This window comes from Paenibacillus sp. PL91, assembly GCF_012935325.2.
Taxonomy (GTDB): Bacteria; Bacillota; Bacilli; order Paenibacillales; family Paenibacillaceae; genus Pristimantibacillus.
Window position 1 is genome coordinate 55178 of record NZ_JABBYG020000002.1, and the last position, 16742, is coordinate 71919.

Consider the following 16742-nt stretch of genomic DNA (forward strand, 5'->3'; position numbering starts at 1 on the left):
AATCCGTGGCTGATAGTAACAAATAAGTACTACTTAGCCAAGTTTAAATCCGCTAATCGCTACGACACCGCAGCGTGCTATTTTATCGCCTGGACGATGCGGCCATGTGCTAGTTGGTTTACTTAGATCTGTTGTATTTTCGCCAGGATGCTGTACGGAAAGGAAAAGTGTCTGTTCATCCGGCGTAAAGAATGGGCCAGTCATCTCGGAATCCATCGGGCCGGACGCAAATTGTAGTGCGGTACCCTTGCCCGCACCGCTCGTCGGAATAACAAATAGTCCGTTATTCATGAAAGATTTATAAACGCCCTTATTATGGCTGCTTGAGGAAATGTCTGTCACTACCCAAAGATTTCCATTTGAATCGAATGCTAAGTTATCTGGCGAGCTGAATCCTGACTGTCTACCACCGGCAGCAAAAATCTCAAAATCGAATTCGAGCGATCCTAAATCGTTGCCATATTCGAAAATGCGTGTGATATGGCCATGGATATTACCGTGAATATCGTTATTGGTGTGACAGATAAAGACCGTATTATCAAAGGGTGAAATTTCAATATCTTCCGGACGGTCCGTCGGAGTACCTCCTACCAGCAACGCTGCTTCATGGCAGTATGTTACGACATCACCTTGTGATTGGAACTTTTTAAGCAGATCATCTTTTGCTCCTGAAATGCCATAAGGATTTTTGTACTTTTCATTGGATAATACTTTTTTTACTTCTTCGATCGTAACCGGAAGCCATTTACCCGATTTAAGGTTCGCAACATATAACGTTCCTTCTTCCAACAAAGAGGAGTTGGAGCGGCCTTTTAGCTTATCGTATTTACCTTTACTTACAAATTTATAAACGCAAGCATCTTTCTTATCGTCGCCCATGTATACAACCACGCGGCCGTCAGCTGCAATACCCATTGCAGTATTCTCATGATTAAATCGACCAAGGGCAGTATGTTTTTTAAGGTAAGACTGATCAAAAGGATCAACTTCAACTACCCAGCCGTAATGCGTGTCAGGAAGTTTTGCATTAGCAGCAGTTTCGGCATAGTTCTCTTCACATGACAGTACAGTGTTCCAGAGTGTTACACCACCTGAACAATTTGCGAATGTGCCGATTGCAGTTGTAGCTTTGCCAAGTGCAGCGGACCCTTTTGCTGGGCCTGTAAGATCAAATTTAGTTGATCCATTTATTCGACGTGCATATTTAGAAGATGTGTCCATTTTCCAAGTGCCGTTCTCGTCCCGAAATACTTCAATAACAGACATTCCCTGGTAGTAAAGATCTCTTTTAATCTGTTCTGCTGTCATTTTACCGTCAACAATGGGACCCAATGAGAAGATATTGGTATATTCATGGTTTGTTACTAGTAATCCACGCGTATTAGATCCTTCAATAGGAAAATATGCGTTATAGTCGGCTCCTTGACCGAACTTTTCCCCAGCCTTATTAATCACGTCATCAAACGCTGCGACAACATCATATTTAAAGTTTTTAGGAATAATTAGGTTGTCTTCTTTCGAAGGTTGAATAGGATCAAAATACCCACTGACTTTATTCGTTTTAAATCCAAACAAATGGTCAGCAGTCGATGACATTGCGGAAACTTTACCATCAAGTGAGCCTAGCCCTGCCGATGCTGCAGCTAAAGCAGCTGCTCCTGTTCCAAGAAAAGAAAGAAACGTTTTACGATCCATATTCTTATTCAAAATGTCCACTCCTTAATATTATTTGCCTAGTTGCCTTCGTGGACTAGCATATCGCAGTAATGTAAAGAGGGCTTCATCATTATTTGATGATTTTGTAAACTTAGGATTTTCTAAATAAGTATGTTCCCATAAAAAAAACCCCTATTTTTCATCGGAATAACCAGTGGGTTTTCCAATGTCTATTTTAAGGGGTGCACTTCATTCCGAGATCCGAGCCTCGTTTCATTTTATCAAGCTTACGCTAGCTTATCTTTGCGCTAAGCAAGGCATTAATGGTTTTCCTTTTCTTTCAACCAATCTTTGTATTCAGGTAACGTGTATTCGTCTGTCTTTATGACCTTCCAACGGTTGTCTATTTGCTCTATATGTAATTCAATTAAATATTCCCCTCCAGATAGGTCAAAATCATTTCTCAGATAAGTCGTACTGCCATGCACAAGAACGATTCCCTGAATATCATTTATTGTTTTCACTTTAATTCGTTCATTGCTTTCCAAGTTATAGTTGGCATCCAACAGATCAAAATGTTGATTTAAAGATTCAACCTCCATTTTCTCCACATTGATTCCTTGTTTAAGGTCCATATTCCCTTTTAAACCGGGGTACTTATTCCATAGGATATTGATATCATTGTTCACTACCGCCTGCGTTCTATAATACATATACTCTGTTACAGGTTTTATATATTTCACCCATTCAGATGGTTCCAGGTCGACAAATCCATTACTATCTTCCGATCCTGTTAGCTGATCTGATTGGGTAGTATCGGGCTGGCATCCTAATAGTAATATTAAAAAAACAGCAGCTATGCTTCCTAAAATAACCTGTTTCATCCTATTCACCTCCGTTTATAAAGACGAATAAATTTTCCAAAAGTTTCAATCCTCACCCTTTCTATATTGTTGGAAATACAGAAGACTCCCCCAAATTTTCTGCAAAAAAATAAAAAGACAGCGATTATCCGCTGTCCATTTGATTAGATATAGTTTCATTGCGCTGTGCTTACATGCCCAAAATATGATAACCGGCATCGACATGCAGCACTTCTCCCGTAATCCCTCTAGACAATTGGCTCAGAAGGAACATCGTCGCGTCGCCCACTTCATCCTGGTCGATATTTCGGCGAAGCGGCGCTCTTTCCTCAAGCGTAGACATAATATCATTAAAGCCTGATACGCCTTTAGCAGCGAGCGTACGAATCGGCCCAGCGGAAACGGCATTGACACGAATACCGTATTTCCCCAAATCCTCGGCTAAATACATCACGCTTGCTTCCAGCGCAGCCTTCGCTACACCCATTACATTATAGTTTTTTACAACTCGTTCAGCGCCAATATACGTTTGAGTGACGATGCTGCCGCCTTCCGTCATCAGCCGCTTCGCTTCACGCGCAACTGCTACCAAGGAATAGGAGCTTGAGTTCTGTGCCAGCAGATACCCTTCTCTCGTCGTATCGACATATTCACCCTGCAACTCATCCTTATCGGCAAAAGCAACCGAATGGACCAATCCGTGAATGACGCCAGTTTTTTGCTCAATTTCGTTAAAGGCTGCTATTACACTGCTATCATCCAGTACATCACAGGATACCGCCTGCAGCGCTTCTATTTGATGCTGCTCCAATAGCTTCTTCAGCTTCTCTAAAGATCTTTCCTTGCGGTAAGTGAAAATAAGCTTAGCTCCTTGGTTATGCAGTGACTTGGCCACGCCCCATGCGATGCTGCGCTCATTTGCTACTCCCATTACGACGATTACTTTGTTTTGCATTAAGTTAGACATGCTGCTCCTCCTAGTTGGTTCATCCATCTTTAGAATCGTATATGTTTAACCTGCGTTAATACGCGGTCATACGCTTTTTTTAGCTTCCCTCTATGATCCGGTGACAAACTGATATTGGACATCGATGCGATGCGCTCCGCATTTTGCGGCACGGACGATTGATCTGTATCTAGATGATGCCGGAACACTTCATTCGATAATCCTGCCATACATCTCTCGATCTGCTGCTCCGCCCATGAATGCTTTCGCTCGCCTCTGCCCCGAAGCCGATTTCTCAATGTCTCTTCCGATGCACACAGGGCAAAGTGATGAATAACGACGCCATCTCGCCTTAAACGACCGACAATTTCATCAAAATAGGTTGGATTTACAATCGTCATCGGCGCAATGACTATGCCGTCATAGGTTTCATCGAGATGCTTGAGCATGGCATAGTTAATCTCCCGCCACATCGGATAATCTTGAAAATCACCTCGTTGAACCGAAGCCGGAACGTTTTTCCTTATAAAATAACCCGCATTCTCCGGATCATATACGAAAGAATTTGCCGTTCTTCTATGCAATTCATGCGCAGTTTGCGTCTTGCCTGCACCAAAAGCGCCATTGACCCAAATGATCACGACCGTCACCTCGATACCAAACTCATATCACTGTTCTATACTAACGATAACCTTTAACATATTCAACTTCTATTTCATCAATCAAAAATATTGACATGCTCACGCCGCTATTCCAATTGTCTCACATAAACGATGTAATCCGTACTAACGGGCTCTTCTCCAGCTTGTCTTTGCAGCATCGCTATTTGTCCGCGGTGATAACTGCCGTGTAACGAAACTTGGTTTAAAATATCGTTTATCGATGTGTGAAATACAATCCCCTTGCTATTCGGGTAAGTAACTATTTTAGAGAAGTCAGCTTCTTTTAACGTTTCAAACAACGTTTGATAGCCCCTGATATTCTGGTTCATAACCTGCTCGCACTCCTCAAGGGAATACTCAGGCCATATCGAGAATACCAAAGCATCCTCCCCGTTTATCCGGGCAAGCCACACCTGCTCTGCAGCGAGAACGTGGCCAAACAAGCGTAATAGCTTCTCTTCAGATCCCTTGCTTTTCTGAAAAACATCGAAAATTTGTTGGTTTGCCCATGCCGCATGTTCAAAAATTTTGATCATCGCCATATTAGGTTGAACATTCATCATCGCTACCTCCATTTATTACAAACTCTACTCCATTAGCTTACGATTCCATCATTCGCTGCTCTTTCGGACAAAATACGTCAAGCAATCGCTTTTTAGCAAAATGTCCCGATCTTCCCGATTGATCGTAAATTCTAGTTTTTTCACATGGCTGTCTAATACTTCCCAGCGGTTATATGCTTGGTTTAATAGCGTCAGCATCTCTTCCGTGCTCTTGATTATCTCAACGTACGGCTGTAAGCTTTCGCCGCTCTGCACGTCCAGCTCTTCTATGTTCGTATTGACGATGAGACAGTTGATACCTTTATGCTTTGTTCCAATATTCATTCGATCCAAAACGTCTGACAGCACCGCCTCAGAGGCGACATGCTCAAGCGAGGATACTGCTACTATGTAATCAAAGGCCTGATTAGGGATGATATAATCTCCGATATCACAAGCAGCAGGCTTCAGATAATCGTTTACTCCATAATGCTCGCCATAACTCATTAATTTGTTTAACGCTGACTCGAGTAAATCGACGCATACGACCTTTCCGTTGCTGCTTCGCAAGGTTTCGGCCATAGGTATGCTATTTCTGCCTACTCCGCAGCCAAGATCGAGGATAGATAGGTCATCTTTATTTTCAAGGCAGCCGAGGTTATCCATCACGGTTTTCACCGGTTTATGCAGCCATGACCCTGCCTCAAACAATTTATATTGGTCATAGCATGCTTCATGATAAATTTTCTCTTGTTCTCGAATAATCGCTATTCTATCGTTCATTCGAACGCCCCTTCACCGTTACTCTTGCAATCGCTTCTCATAGCATACACTGCTCTCGCTATCCACATAAATGCCAAATCTATCGATTGGTGTATAGCCGTGCTTTCTATAAAAGCTGAGCGCCTCCGGCTGCTCTTCCCCCGCTTCGAGCTTAATGCTGCGAAAATGCATGGCCCTCGCCTTCGCTTCAAGCTCGAACAATATTTGCTGCGCAATGCCTCTGTTGCGATAGGCTTCAGCAACGAAGAACCTTTTCAGCTCTGTCGCTTCCTCATCTAGCGGCCGAATCGCACCGCAGCCTGCCGGTATTCCATCGTAGTAAGCAACGATGAATACAATCTCCTTAACTTTTTCATCCGTAAAATCCAGTCCAAATATTTCTTCCGCAGGATAACGCTGCAATAAGTCTTCATCGAGCTGACGGATTAGCATTTGTAATTCCTCGTTCTCTGGGGCTACTACCGTTAATGTCACATTTTGCATATTCTATACTCCTCTTGTATGGTTAGTCGATTATAATAAGATGATTTCATGGGCTGTCCGATCAAGAAATGGTGCATTGAACAGGAAAAACTCCAGTTAATTTCTATGTAAATAAAATAGAATTGGATTTAAAAGGATTTTCTCCTGTTAATCCGGTTAGAAATCCGTGAACTCACCCATTTCAGATTAATTAAAGGGAGAAATTCCAGCTCATCCATGCACAAGCGCGCATTCGGCGAAATTTGCAGGAGCTTTTCCCGCTAAAATACTAATCTTCCTGTTTGCATGAGTCGAATGAAGAGTCTGGAGCTAGGAGGGTACCCGAGGAACCTCTAAACCCCCTTCTTCCATTTCCACTTTCCTCTACGCCACCCAAACCTACTCCGCCTAAAACTGGCGATTTCCCAATTAAGGCTCAATCGATATCAAAGTTGGTCTTTCCCACTTCCGATGCTCGTAGGTGATCCAATATTCACGATTGACTTCAATTAACTTATAAATGCCTTTTGGTATTTGAACGGTCTCACGGCCGCCGCTCATTTTCTCAACGACAATTTCATCCGCTTTTGCCTCGATTACCTTCACCTGCGCAATGGTTTGAGTCGTAAAGTGGTTCCATCGAAATAGCGCTAGCAGCAGGACAATCAAACCCACTGCTAGGAGCATTCTTTTCTGCTTGTTCATGACAACCTCCAAAACAATTCCTCTAAACACCATGAAGACCTATAACTCTATGATCCTTCGTCTTTCTTTGCTTTAGATGCATAGTACGTGCTGGTAAGAAAGGATGCCAGCCCCAGAATCCAGCCTATTAGAGGCGAATATTCCAGAGCTGTTCTTAATGACATGCCACCTACCACAAACACAACGCCAACGAATAAATAAGCAATGGATAATCGATGATACTTGTTCATCTCAATCACTCCCTATTTCGTTTCATGCAGCATCTCCTTGATCAATTCAATGCTTTTCGCCGCCCGATTATTCAAAGATTTTTTATCTTTGATTTGGAAGTCGTGCAGCTCATGACCAGGATCAATAATTAGCGGCTTAGAAATAATGTCCTCCAAAATGAGCGCAGTCACTTTATAAGCATTGTGAAGCTGCTCGGTTGAACATTTATCTTTTACCAGCTTCATTATCGCTACGCTATGTTCGGCATGCATAAGCTTGACGATGCTGTCCGATGACATAAGATGCCTGGAAGCAAAGGCAATCACATTGTCCAAGATACGGCTGTCCGGGAAGTTTTTCGCGATTGACAATAGGAGGGCGATCGCATCCCAGTTCCTAATGGACAGCTCGGCGGTATATTTCGCAATCGATTCCTCCAGCCATTCGGCTTCGGTTTCCTTGGTCACTTGATACGTTTTATATTCTTCATACTTCCCATCTCGGTGCATCTGAAAATAACTCCCAAAATAAGAGGTGAACAGCTCTTTTGCTCTTTGTAAAGTTTGATCCAACTTATCGCCGCCTTGATCTGCACATATTATTTGGTTAGTGCTCCTTCGAATCTATCGCACAGATGGTGAATCTCATCCAGTCTTGCCAGCTGACTCATCCATCCTTCTGGAATTGCGTCTATTCCATAATAAAGACCAGCCAATCCACCGGTTACCGCACCCGTCGTATCGGTATCCTCGCCTAAGTTGATGGCACGCAGCACTGCCTCGCTGTAGCTTCCGGTCGTCATCAGACTCCAAATGCTCGCTTCCAGCGTATGGACGACGTAGCCTGATGACTGAATATCATCTTCTGCCAGCTGAGCCAAATCTCCTTTTAGCACGCGATCAAATGATTTTAAATGCTCAGCCGCGCCCGCTTCTTGATAAGCTTCATTGACCGTTTCTCTCATTTGTCCGATGCTATCCTCCAAACTTAGGCCATTCAATAGATGAATCGCAAGCTCAACATAGATAACACAGGCAATAATAGAAATTTGATGCCGATGGGTTAGGGAGGACACCTGCGCAACAAGCGCTAATCGATCCTCAAAGGTTTCTTCCTTTAGCAAGTAAGCTAGCGGAATAATACGCATTAACGATCCGTTTCCATTGCTGAATAGCTCTGATCCACCTGCTAGGTCAGGCCGAATGCAGTTATATTTATACCTTTTAATCGCATCTGCGGTAGCGATCCCAACATCAAACGTATCGCCATGAGGCGTCCAATAGCCCCTATTCAACCATTCCACAAACCGAGCAGCTATATCAATTAAATCTATCTGAGGGAACGCAGCGATGCTTTCCATTAGACAAAAAACTAACGAGCTATCATCCGACCATGTGCCTGCTGGCTGCGAATGCGTGCCAAAACCGATCATATCGATTAATGGGCTGTTCTTCAAAGCGCTGCGTGATCGGAATTCGACGGGGACGCCCAACGCATCTCCAACACAAAGTCCAATTATTCCATCGCGTACTTTAGTCATCGTATGACAACCTCCATTTTAGAGCAAAGTCTTATCGCTCCTCCAGTATAACAACGCTAGAATCATTTGGAAACAGCATCCAACCCTTTGTTGGCGATTCTTAACGATTGCAGCCTGCGCGAAAGCAAAGAAAGGCTTTACGCCAATAACGCAGCGCAAAGCCTCCACTTGCTCCAAACAAAGCATGTTGATTAAACTTGAATGCCGATAGCCGCGAGCTCGCTCTTAAACCTCGCTATCAACGATTGCTTCTCTGCTTCCTCCAGAAAGGCAGCTTTCACGCCATTCATCACGATTGTCACGATCTCATTCAGCGTAATGCCGCAATGGTCCATCAGAAGCTCATATTCCTTCTGAAGCGTCGTACCTGTGACCGTCATATTGTCCGTATTGACCGTAACGACGATGCCTTGCTCCAAGTAATGGCGCAGCGGATAAGCATCCCAACCCGAAACCGCCTTCGTCTGAATGTTGCTGAGCGGACACATTTCAAGGGGGATTTGCCGCTCCTTCACAAGCGCTACAACCTCGGGGTCCTCCAGCATTCGTACGCCATGGCCGATTCGGACGGCGCCAAGAGAAGTTATCGCTTCGCGAACATTTTCCGCGCCTGCAGCTTCTCCTGCATGAATGGTGACCGGCAAGCCAAGCTGCTGCGCCCCTTCGAACAGCTGACGGAACAGCTTAGCCGGGAAAGAAGCTTCATCGCCTGCCAAATCGACAGCGACGACCCCTTTTTTATAAAATCGCGCCGCTTCTTCGATTACATCCTTATTCCATTCATAAGGATGGCTTCTCAAACAAATAATGATTGCTCTCGCTACCGTACCGAAGGCTTCCTCGCCGCGCTTCAAGCCCTCTATTACATGGTGAATGACCTGATGATTGGACAGCCCTTGCAGGCGATGCAGCTGAGGGGCGAATCGCACCTCAATATATCTCACCTTTTCCTTTGCAGCTTGTTCAACCACCTCGAACGCAATTCGCTCTATTGCCGTAGCTGTCTGCAAAAAAGGGAGCACGAAGCTGAATTTACTTAAATATTCCTTTAAGCTCTCGCATTGCTCTCCCACTCTCATTTGATCCAGAAGCTCGGCATCCGAGTCTGTATGCAGCGGCAAGCCTTGCTCCTCTGCAAGCTCCTTCAACGTTTCAGGCTTTACGCTTCCATCTAAATGCACATGCAAATCGACCTTTGGCAGCTGCGACAATAACGCCTTACCTGCTGCCGATTGTTCAATTGTTAACGTCATCGCAGGCTCCCCCTTCATAGTACCTAATCATACACATCCCTTAAAGCTTATATACCTGTCCCGCAGCACGATTGCTAGCTTCCGCGATAAGTGCTGTACCCGCCAGGCGCCACTAGGAGCGGGACATGGTAGTGTCCACACGCATCGTGAACCTGGAACCGAATCGGAATCCATTCGAAGATGCTTCCCTCAATGGCTGACAGATGCGCCGTCCGACGGAAAAATTCGCCAGCTGCGAATATAAGCTCATAGGTGCCTGGCTCCATATCCTCACCGTCAAGCAAGGGGTGATCGACTCGCCCGTCATCATTCGTCTTATACGCACCGATCAGCTTAGGTGCTTGCAGTCCTTCCGCACTTCCAGCTGCCTGCCCCAAATACCAAAGCTCGATCGCTATCCCGATAACCGGCTTCCCGCCTGCAAGGTCAAGAACATGGGTCGTGATCCGTCCGCTCATGACGGTTCCGTCCCTTCATCCAGGTCAGCCCTCGTGAGCGTAAAGCCCTGGAAGCCATAAGGAGGACGCGGCTCCGTATAGACGCCGGCAGCTGCCGCATGGTCCGGCTCCACGACCGTTTCCCATGTGCGATTGTTCGATTCGAAGCGAACCTCTGCAAGCTGCGGATATCTTATTAAAATGCTTTTCCCTATTCGGTAAATCAAATATTGGATCGATGGCGATTTCTCCGAATGAAACTGCGTATGGGCAAGATCATGAATTTGCTCGGAAGGAACGTACCCGCCGCGCTTGCTATCGAAGGCATCCTCCGCATGCTCATACGTCCAAAAAATATCAAGGAAAATAAATAAAGGCCGATCAAAGCTTTCAGGCAAAGTCGTATATTCATCGCGAACGAAGCCATAGAAGGAGCTGCCGCTAACTTTAATTAGCTGAATATGCGACAAGGCGCTTTCTTGCTCTGCGAGCGCCGCGCCATCCGGCATGCGAATCCATTTTTGGGCAGCGCTGGCATGCTCGTTATGCGATCTTCGAAAGACGAGCTGGCTATCGCTCCAATCGCTTCCTTCCGCAATATTTACCGGGCTAAATGGCATTCGATCAGCTCGAATCTCAATGGCGTCGATATGCGGATAACGCTCAAGAAACTTTTGGCTGATGAAGGCTAACAGACCTTCCGTCGTGCTTCCCTCATAATTTGCCGTTTGGCGCAAAATAAAATTTTTCATAGAATCGGTAGCTACGACCTGCGTATTGTCGCCTTCCGTGAAGGAGGTTAGCAGCACCTCGCTGCTTACCGAGAAGGTTATGTTATGAGCGAAAATAACGTTGCTGTCCCCCGTGAATCGCGATTCCGGAATCGCTTTGACCAAGAGCGGGGCTGCATAAGTCCGATAGCTGAGCACATCCCCTTTTCCATAATAAAGCGTTCGACCACTGCGTAATTTTAACATGACGATCGTCCCTTCTCTACTCTATGATGAGATCTTTTAAGCGAAAGCCGGTTATCTTTTCTATTTCGAGCAGCGCCTGTTCCGCTTCTTCGCTAGCCGAGTTCCATAATCGAGCTTCCATCGCTTCCAAAATATCCTCCTTCTTCTTCCCTCTCACCGCCAAAATAAAAGGAAAGCCGAAGGTTTTCAAATAGGTTTGATTCAAGCCGTAGAAGTGGTCATATTCCTCGATCGTTAATTGATGCAGTCCAGCTCCTTGCTGCTCCTGCGCGGAAAATTCAGCAACCGCAAGCCGCGTTCCGAGATCGGGATGAGCACGGAATAAGTCAACAATCGTCTCTACTCTGGACTCCCGCACGACATTGATCATGGCTGCATGCAGAGCTTCAACCGATGCGAAAGGACGAGCGCCATAAGCCGAAGCGGCGATCCAAGGGGAATGCTCAAAAATCTCGCCCAGTAGCTCGACGAATTGCTCGCGGGTGCTTTCATTTATTTGTTCAATCGTTATCTTCATTTCCAGTACCCCTCATGAACCGCAATCGCCGCTTCCTCAACCTCTGGGAAAGGACCGAATACTTGAATGGGTTTTCTGCCCTGCGCAAATACGATGCGACAGGGCAAATCTAACGTCGGATTTTGTTCATCGTCACCCGTTAGCTCAGCTAAACGCTTCTCTGAAATGCCGTAGACGACCGAGCCAACGTTGCCCCAATAAATAGCGCCAGCGCACATTGCGCAAGGCTCCGCCGTCGTATAAAGCGTAAAATGCCATAGCTCATCTCTGCTGTATCGTTTGGAGGCTGCTTCCATAAGCGTTCTTTCCGCATGGCCTGTGCAGTTTGATTCCGTAATCTCAATATTACCTTGCTCAAGCACGATTTCGCCTTCTGGGCTCACAAGAATAGCGCCGAATGGTGTATTCCCAGATTCCCTAGCTTTCCGCGACACTTCGATGCTGCGCAATAAGTAGAATAAGTGCTTATCCGTTTTTGTCATGTCGCTTGACGCCTCCCTTCTATAGCTCGTTTAACCGCTCGCCAAATTCCCCCGTAGCCCGTACATCTGCATATATTGCCGGACAACGCCTCGGCTATTTCATCATCAGAGGGATTGGGATGCTCATCGAGCAGCGCTTTGACGGAAATAATCATGCCAGGTGTACAATAGCCGCATTGAAAGCCGCCCTCCTCCAGAAAGGCTTGCTGTATCGGATCGATCCCGCTAGGAGCAATGCCCTCTATCGTCGTAATTTCGGAGCCTGTGCATTGGTAAGCCATCGTCAAGCAAGAATTGACCGCCTTGCCATCGATCAGCACCATACATGCGCCGCATCGCCCGATTTCACAAGAACGCTTCGTTCCGGTGAGCGCCAGATCATCCCTGAGTATGGTCAGCAAGCGGGTTGAAGGTGCTGCATCAATCGTTTTCTCTCCTCCATTAATGGAGCATTGCAGTTCAAACTTCGTTCCAGCCTGCGCAGCCTTATCAATCATTCCCTCTCACCCTTTCATCAGAAAAAACGGCGCTTCCTGCAAAAAGCTAGGCTTAACCGGCAATTTCGTTACCCATTTGCCGCTTGCCTGCCGTATGGCTGCCGCAATAGCAGGAGCCAGCGTTACGGAGCCGACCTCACCGATGCCGCGCGGGCCATAATTATCATTTTCCGGCAACTGTTCAATAGCCTCGACCTCCACCAAGCCGTTTTGATCAGCGATGGTCGGGACAAGATACGTATCCAAATTCCGTGTAATATAATGGCCTTTATCCATAATGGCATCTTCCATAAGGGTAAAGCCCAGCGCCATGCTGCTGCCTCCTTCGATCTGACCGAGGAAGCCCTGTGGATTGATTACAGGTCCAGCCGCCACCGCGTGATATTGCTGAAGCACTCTTACTCGCCCGGTTAATGAATTGAGCTCCACCTTAACGGCAACTGCCGAGTACGTATACATAAAATGAGCGCCTACCCGATCCGTCGGCGAGGTAGGAAATGCAAATGACGTTTCACAGCTGATGGGGGAACCATCTGTTTTGGCTAAATCCTCATAGGAGAGCAGCAGCTTATCGTCAGCTCCTCCCCATATGCCACCTTCGCCAAGTCGGAGCTGCTCTTCCGAAAGATGGAGGAAAGCTCCTGCTCTCTTCAGCATCTGCTCCGTTAATGGCTTCTTCAACCGCTGAAGCGACTTCCACATCATAGCGGTAGCGCGCGATGCCGTCGTAGAACCGCTCTCGGGCACGACATCGGTATCTCCGATAATGATTCGGATATCTTCTGCGGCGAAACCATACTGCTCAATAAGCATTTGCTCAAGCGTCGCAAGCAAGCCTTGGCCAAATTCCTCATAGCCGAACACCGCTTCGATTCTCCCGTCCGCCGCGAGCGCCAATCGTCCGCCAGCCGGATCGGGAATACCGACGCCAAGTCCAGCACCATGCATCGTAAAAGCCGCTCCGATCCCCGTCTTTATCCAAGGCTCGGCTTCAGGCAAGCCGGCTGCAACCGAGCTGCCTCTCTCCTGCCACAGCGGACATTTTGCAACGGCGTCCCACACCTGTTCGGCACCTTCTGTCATTGCGATAGGCTGATCGAATGGTCCAAGGTCCTCTACCTGACGCATATTCAGTTTGCGAAATGCCCAAGGCTCCATGCCGAGCCGTTCGGCAAGCCGATCCATTTGGCCTTCCAGCGCGAAGATGGCCTGATTGCCGCCAAAGCCTCGGAATTCACCGGACATGCCGTTATTCGTGAACACGGAAACGCCTTTGACCTCCAAATGCTCATAGCGATATGGGCCTATGACATGCTCGGTGGCGAAGTTAAGCACCTCTGCGCCTAGCGTGGAATACGGACCTGTATCCGAAATAATGCTGACTTGATGCGCTAGCAATTTGCCGGCAGCATCCGTACCTGTTTTCATCGTAATTTTCATCGGATGCCGCTTTAAGCCCGCTCGAATCGATTCGTGTCTGGAATTGTGCATCTTAATGGGCTTTCCCGTGCTCATTGCGAGCAGCGCGCCGTATGGCTGCACGTTGAGTTCATCCTTCCCGCCAAACGAGCCGCCTATGGGGCTTGAGACGATCCGAATTTCTTGCTGAGGCTTCGCCAATATGCGGGATAGCTGCATCCGATCCATGAACCCATGCTGCGTAGGCGAGTAGACCGTCAATCGACCGTCTTCCTCAGGCACGAACAAGCCGCCTTCGGTTTCCATGTACGTGTGCATTTGGCGAGGCGTATAATACGTTTCTTCAATAATATGAGTGCATGGCTTGAAGCCGTCCTCCACATTCCCTCGGCTGAACGATGTATGATGCATCGCATTCCCTTGAGGGTGCAACTGCGGTGCATCTGCCAGCAGCGCACGCTCAGGATCATCGACTAATGGTAAAATCTCGTATTCGATTTCGATTAATTCGATCGCTTGCTGGGCTATCGCAATGCTGTCAGCTGCTACTGTCGCCAGTGCATCGCCCACATAACGCACACGATCCTCACACAGCACGGGCTGATCCGGGTGCGCGATTCCAAAAGCATTCAATCCGGGGACATCCAGATAGGTGAGCACCGCATGAACGCCGGGCAATTGCTTGACAGCTTCCGTTTGAATGGATACGATTCGCGCATGCGGATGCTCGCTACGCAGCACGAGACCGTAAAGCATATCTTCCCTTGTCATATCCGTTAAATAAGCCAAGCTGCCTGTCACCTTGCCTAACCCGTCAGGACGAATTCTCCATCGCCCTGCGCTGGTTGCGCGGTTTAAGAGCATATGCCTCATCCTCCCTTTTTGCCATTAAAGTCTCGCTGCCTTCCACAGCTCAGCCACGATAATATTTGCAGCCGTAGTCCTCCGATAAGCAGCCGATGCGAACAGATCCTCTCGCGGATCATAGAGCTGTAGAATTCGGTCGTATACATGCTGAAGCAGTTGACCATCCACAAGTGCTCCGACGATTTCCTTCTCTAATTGGTCGAGTCGCTGCGGCACGGTCTGACCGCCGCCAAGCGCAATCCGAATTTCCTGCAGTACACCATCATCCGCAAGCGTTCCCTTGATTGCTGCGGTTACGACTGATGGAGTGAACGCTTCACGGCGTCCGACTTTATGATAAGCGCCGAAACGCTTCATTTTCGAAATCGAATCCTTCCCATCAAACACAACGTCAGCGTCATCTCTCGCTGCCTGTTCCTCCGTCTCCTTAAAAGGAAGCAGCAAGCTTAGCAGCAGACGCTCATTTGCCAGACTCGGAACACTTGCGATATGCAGCCATTCCGTCAATGGCAGCTGCTGCTCTGCATTGCCGTCGTACCAAAGCAATTCGGCATCATACGCGAGCAGTGCAGGTACCGAATCGCCTATATTGGAGGCAACATTGCCCCCTATCGTCGCTAGATGCCGAACGGAAGGCGCCGCTATCGTACGTATCGCCTCGCTTACCATGGGGAAGTGCCGCTGCAGAAAAGCGTTGGTGCGGCAGGCTTGCAAGCTCATTTGACCGCCAATTAAGAGTCCCGTCTCGCCGACTCTAATCTCCTTCAAACCGCGAACCGTGCTCAAATCAATTAAGTGCTTCGGCAAAGCCGCTATCCCAGCTTCCCAGTGCGTGCGAAGCAGTGTGCCGCCGGATATATAAACGCTATCTGTTGCATAGTTTTGTTTGAGCTGCCACGCATCCGCTGCCGTTTGCGGATGCCATACAAGAGGAGACGCCATGGTCTCCGGTACGTTCATGCCCATCGTTCTCCCCTCCTTTTGTTGTTAAAATCGTTGCTCCCGAATATACGGTACGCCAAGCGATTCCGGCGAGCCGGAAGGCTTGTTGCGATTGCGCCAGCCGAGGAACATGAGGACTAGAATCGTAACGACGTATGGAATCATTTTTAAGAAATAGGACGGTATTTCACTGCCAATCAATTGAATGCGGAAGCCCAGCATGTCGAGCGCCCCAAAGAAATAAGCGCAGAAGAGGGCGCGAACCGGATTCCATCTGGCAAAAATAACTAAAGCAACCGCGATCCAGCCTCGCCCCGTCGTCATTCCCTCCGTCCAAGTCGGCGAGTAGACGAGCAGCAAATCCGCTCCTGCAAGCCCAATGAGGACAGAACCAACAATGATGTAGCCGTAGCGAAACGCTTGAACGCGTATCCCCATTACATCCGCAGTAGCCGGATTATCGCCCATTGCCCGCAGATGAAGCCCGAGCGAGGTGCGATGGATGAAGAGATGAAGACCGATTACAAGCAAGAAGCTGAACCAAGTCAATAGATCAAGATGTGCGAAAATGCGGCCAATGAATGGAACGCCCTCAAGCCAAGGCATATCAAGCTTCGGTACCGCTCTCGGTACGGGAAGTCCGCTAATCGGTTTGCCTAAATAAGCGCTTAGCCCCGCCCCGAACAAAGTCATCGCAAGTCCGCAAACGATCTGATTCGCTCGCAGCGACACGCTGAGAAAAGCATGAATGCCGCCTAGCAGAATACTGATACCGCAAACGGCAAGCAGCGTAATCGTTAAGCTGCCGGTTTGCAGAAATGTCAGACATGCCGTAACGGCTCCCATCAGCATGAGACCCTCTGCGCCTAGCTGGATGATGCCAGAGCGTTCGATCAATATGCCGCCTAGCGTTGCGAACAATAGCGGTGTACCAGAGGATATGGCGGCCAGCAGCATTTGATACACGATTTCCATCGTTTAA

General features: G+C 47.6%; 20 protein-coding genes. All 20 read right to left on the reverse strand.

Annotated elements, in window-relative coordinates; genetic code table 11:
* Positions 1-33: 33 nt before the first annotated feature.
* Positions 34-1695 carry a PhoX family protein gene (locus tag HI950_RS05530; RefSeq protein ID WP_169083467.1) on the reverse strand — a complete coding sequence of 554 codons (1662 nt, stop codon included), beginning with the start codon at positions 1693-1695 and terminating at the stop codon, positions 34-36.
* Positions 1696-1976: 281 nt separating this feature from the next.
* Positions 1977-2540 (reverse strand): hypothetical protein, encoded by a 564-nt coding sequence (locus HI950_RS05535; protein WP_169082909.1) that lies wholly within the window; start codon positions 2538-2540, stop codon positions 1977-1979.
* 169 nt (positions 2541-2709) lie between these two features.
* The gene (gene fabI / locus HI950_RS05540) at positions 2710-3486 is read right to left on the reverse strand and encodes an enoyl-ACP reductase FabI (RefSeq protein WP_169082910.1); all 777 of its coding nucleotides are present in this window, start codon (positions 3484-3486) and stop codon (positions 2710-2712) included.
* Between the two features lie 29 nt (positions 3487-3515).
* Positions 3516-4106 (reverse strand): AAA family ATPase, encoded by a 591-nt coding sequence (locus HI950_RS05545; RefSeq protein ID WP_169082911.1) that lies wholly within the window; start codon positions 4104-4106, stop codon positions 3516-3518.
* Positions 4107-4213: 107 nt separating this feature from the next.
* Entirely contained in the window at positions 4214-4690 is a 477-nt protein-coding gene (locus HI950_RS05550; protein WP_169082912.1) for a DinB family protein, read from the reverse strand.
* A 48-nt stretch (positions 4691-4738) separates the two neighbouring features.
* A complete protein-coding gene (locus HI950_RS05555) occupies positions 4739-5452 on the reverse strand; it encodes a class I SAM-dependent methyltransferase (RefSeq protein ID WP_169082913.1) in 714 nt (237 codons plus the stop codon).
* An 18-nt stretch (positions 5453-5470) separates the two neighbouring features.
* Positions 5471-5935 (reverse strand): GNAT family N-acetyltransferase, encoded by a 465-nt coding sequence (locus tag HI950_RS05560; RefSeq protein ID WP_169082914.1) that lies wholly within the window; start codon positions 5933-5935, stop codon positions 5471-5473.
* 408 nt (positions 5936-6343) lie between these two features.
* Positions 6344-6619, reverse strand: a complete 276-nt coding sequence (locus tag HI950_RS05565; protein ID WP_169082915.1) for a hypothetical protein — start codon at positions 6617-6619, stop codon at positions 6344-6346.
* A 47-nt stretch (positions 6620-6666) separates the two neighbouring features.
* Positions 6667-6849, reverse strand: coding sequence for a hypothetical protein (locus tag HI950_RS05570; RefSeq protein WP_169082916.1), 183 nt, complete (start codon positions 6847-6849; stop codon positions 6667-6669).
* A 12-nt stretch (positions 6850-6861) separates the two neighbouring features.
* Complete coding sequence (locus HI950_RS05575; protein WP_169082917.1) at positions 6862-7401, reverse strand: hypothetical protein; 540 nt, start codon at positions 7399-7401, stop codon at positions 6862-6864.
* A 26-nt stretch (positions 7402-7427) separates the two neighbouring features.
* The gene (locus HI950_RS05580; RefSeq protein WP_169082918.1) at positions 7428-8369 is read right to left on the reverse strand and encodes an ADP-ribosylglycohydrolase family protein; all 942 of its coding nucleotides are present in this window, start codon (positions 8367-8369) and stop codon (positions 7428-7430) included.
* Positions 8370-8560: 191 nt separating this feature from the next.
* Complete coding sequence (gene add, locus HI950_RS05585) at positions 8561-9622, reverse strand: adenosine deaminase (RefSeq protein ID WP_169082919.1); 1062 nt, start codon at positions 9620-9622, stop codon at positions 8561-8563.
* Positions 9623-9696: 74 nt separating this feature from the next.
* Positions 9697-10080 (reverse strand): hydroxyisourate hydrolase, encoded by a 384-nt coding sequence (uraH, locus tag HI950_RS05590; protein WP_169082920.1) that lies wholly within the window; start codon positions 10078-10080, stop codon positions 9697-9699.
* Positions 10077-11036: a factor-independent urate hydroxylase gene (gene pucL, locus HI950_RS05595; protein ID WP_169082921.1), complete on the reverse strand. Its 960-nt coding sequence runs from the start codon at positions 11034-11036 to the stop codon at positions 10077-10079. The genes uraH and pucL overlap by 4 nt, the downstream gene beginning before the upstream one ends.
* Positions 11037-11052: 16 nt before the next feature.
* Positions 11053-11553, reverse strand: a complete 501-nt coding sequence (uraD, locus tag HI950_RS05600) for a 2-oxo-4-hydroxy-4-carboxy-5-ureidoimidazoline decarboxylase (protein WP_187768038.1) — start codon at positions 11551-11553, stop codon at positions 11053-11055.
* Complete coding sequence (locus tag HI950_RS05605; protein ID WP_169082922.1) at positions 11550-12035, reverse strand: nucleoside deaminase; 486 nt, start codon at positions 12033-12035, stop codon at positions 11550-11552. Before HI950_RS05605 ends, uraD begins: the two co-directional genes overlap by 4 nt.
* Positions 12032-12532, reverse strand: a complete 501-nt coding sequence (pucE, locus tag HI950_RS05610; protein WP_169082923.1) for a xanthine dehydrogenase subunit E — start codon at positions 12530-12532, stop codon at positions 12032-12034. Before pucE ends, HI950_RS05605 begins: the two co-directional genes overlap by 4 nt.
* Positions 12533-12538: 6 nt before the next feature.
* Complete coding sequence (gene pucD / locus HI950_RS05615; RefSeq protein ID WP_169082924.1) at positions 12539-14815, reverse strand: xanthine dehydrogenase subunit D; 2277 nt, start codon at positions 14813-14815, stop codon at positions 12539-12541.
* A gap of 24 nt (positions 14816-14839) precedes the next feature.
* Complete coding sequence (locus tag HI950_RS05620) at positions 14840-15784, reverse strand: FAD binding domain-containing protein (protein ID WP_169082925.1); 945 nt, start codon at positions 15782-15784, stop codon at positions 14840-14842.
* 21 nt (positions 15785-15805) lie between these two features.
* On the reverse strand, positions 15806-16735 hold the full coding sequence (locus tag HI950_RS05625) for an ABC transporter permease (RefSeq protein WP_169082926.1): 930 nt from the start codon (positions 16733-16735) through the stop codon (positions 15806-15808).
* Between the last annotated feature and the right edge of the window lie 7 nt (positions 16736-16742).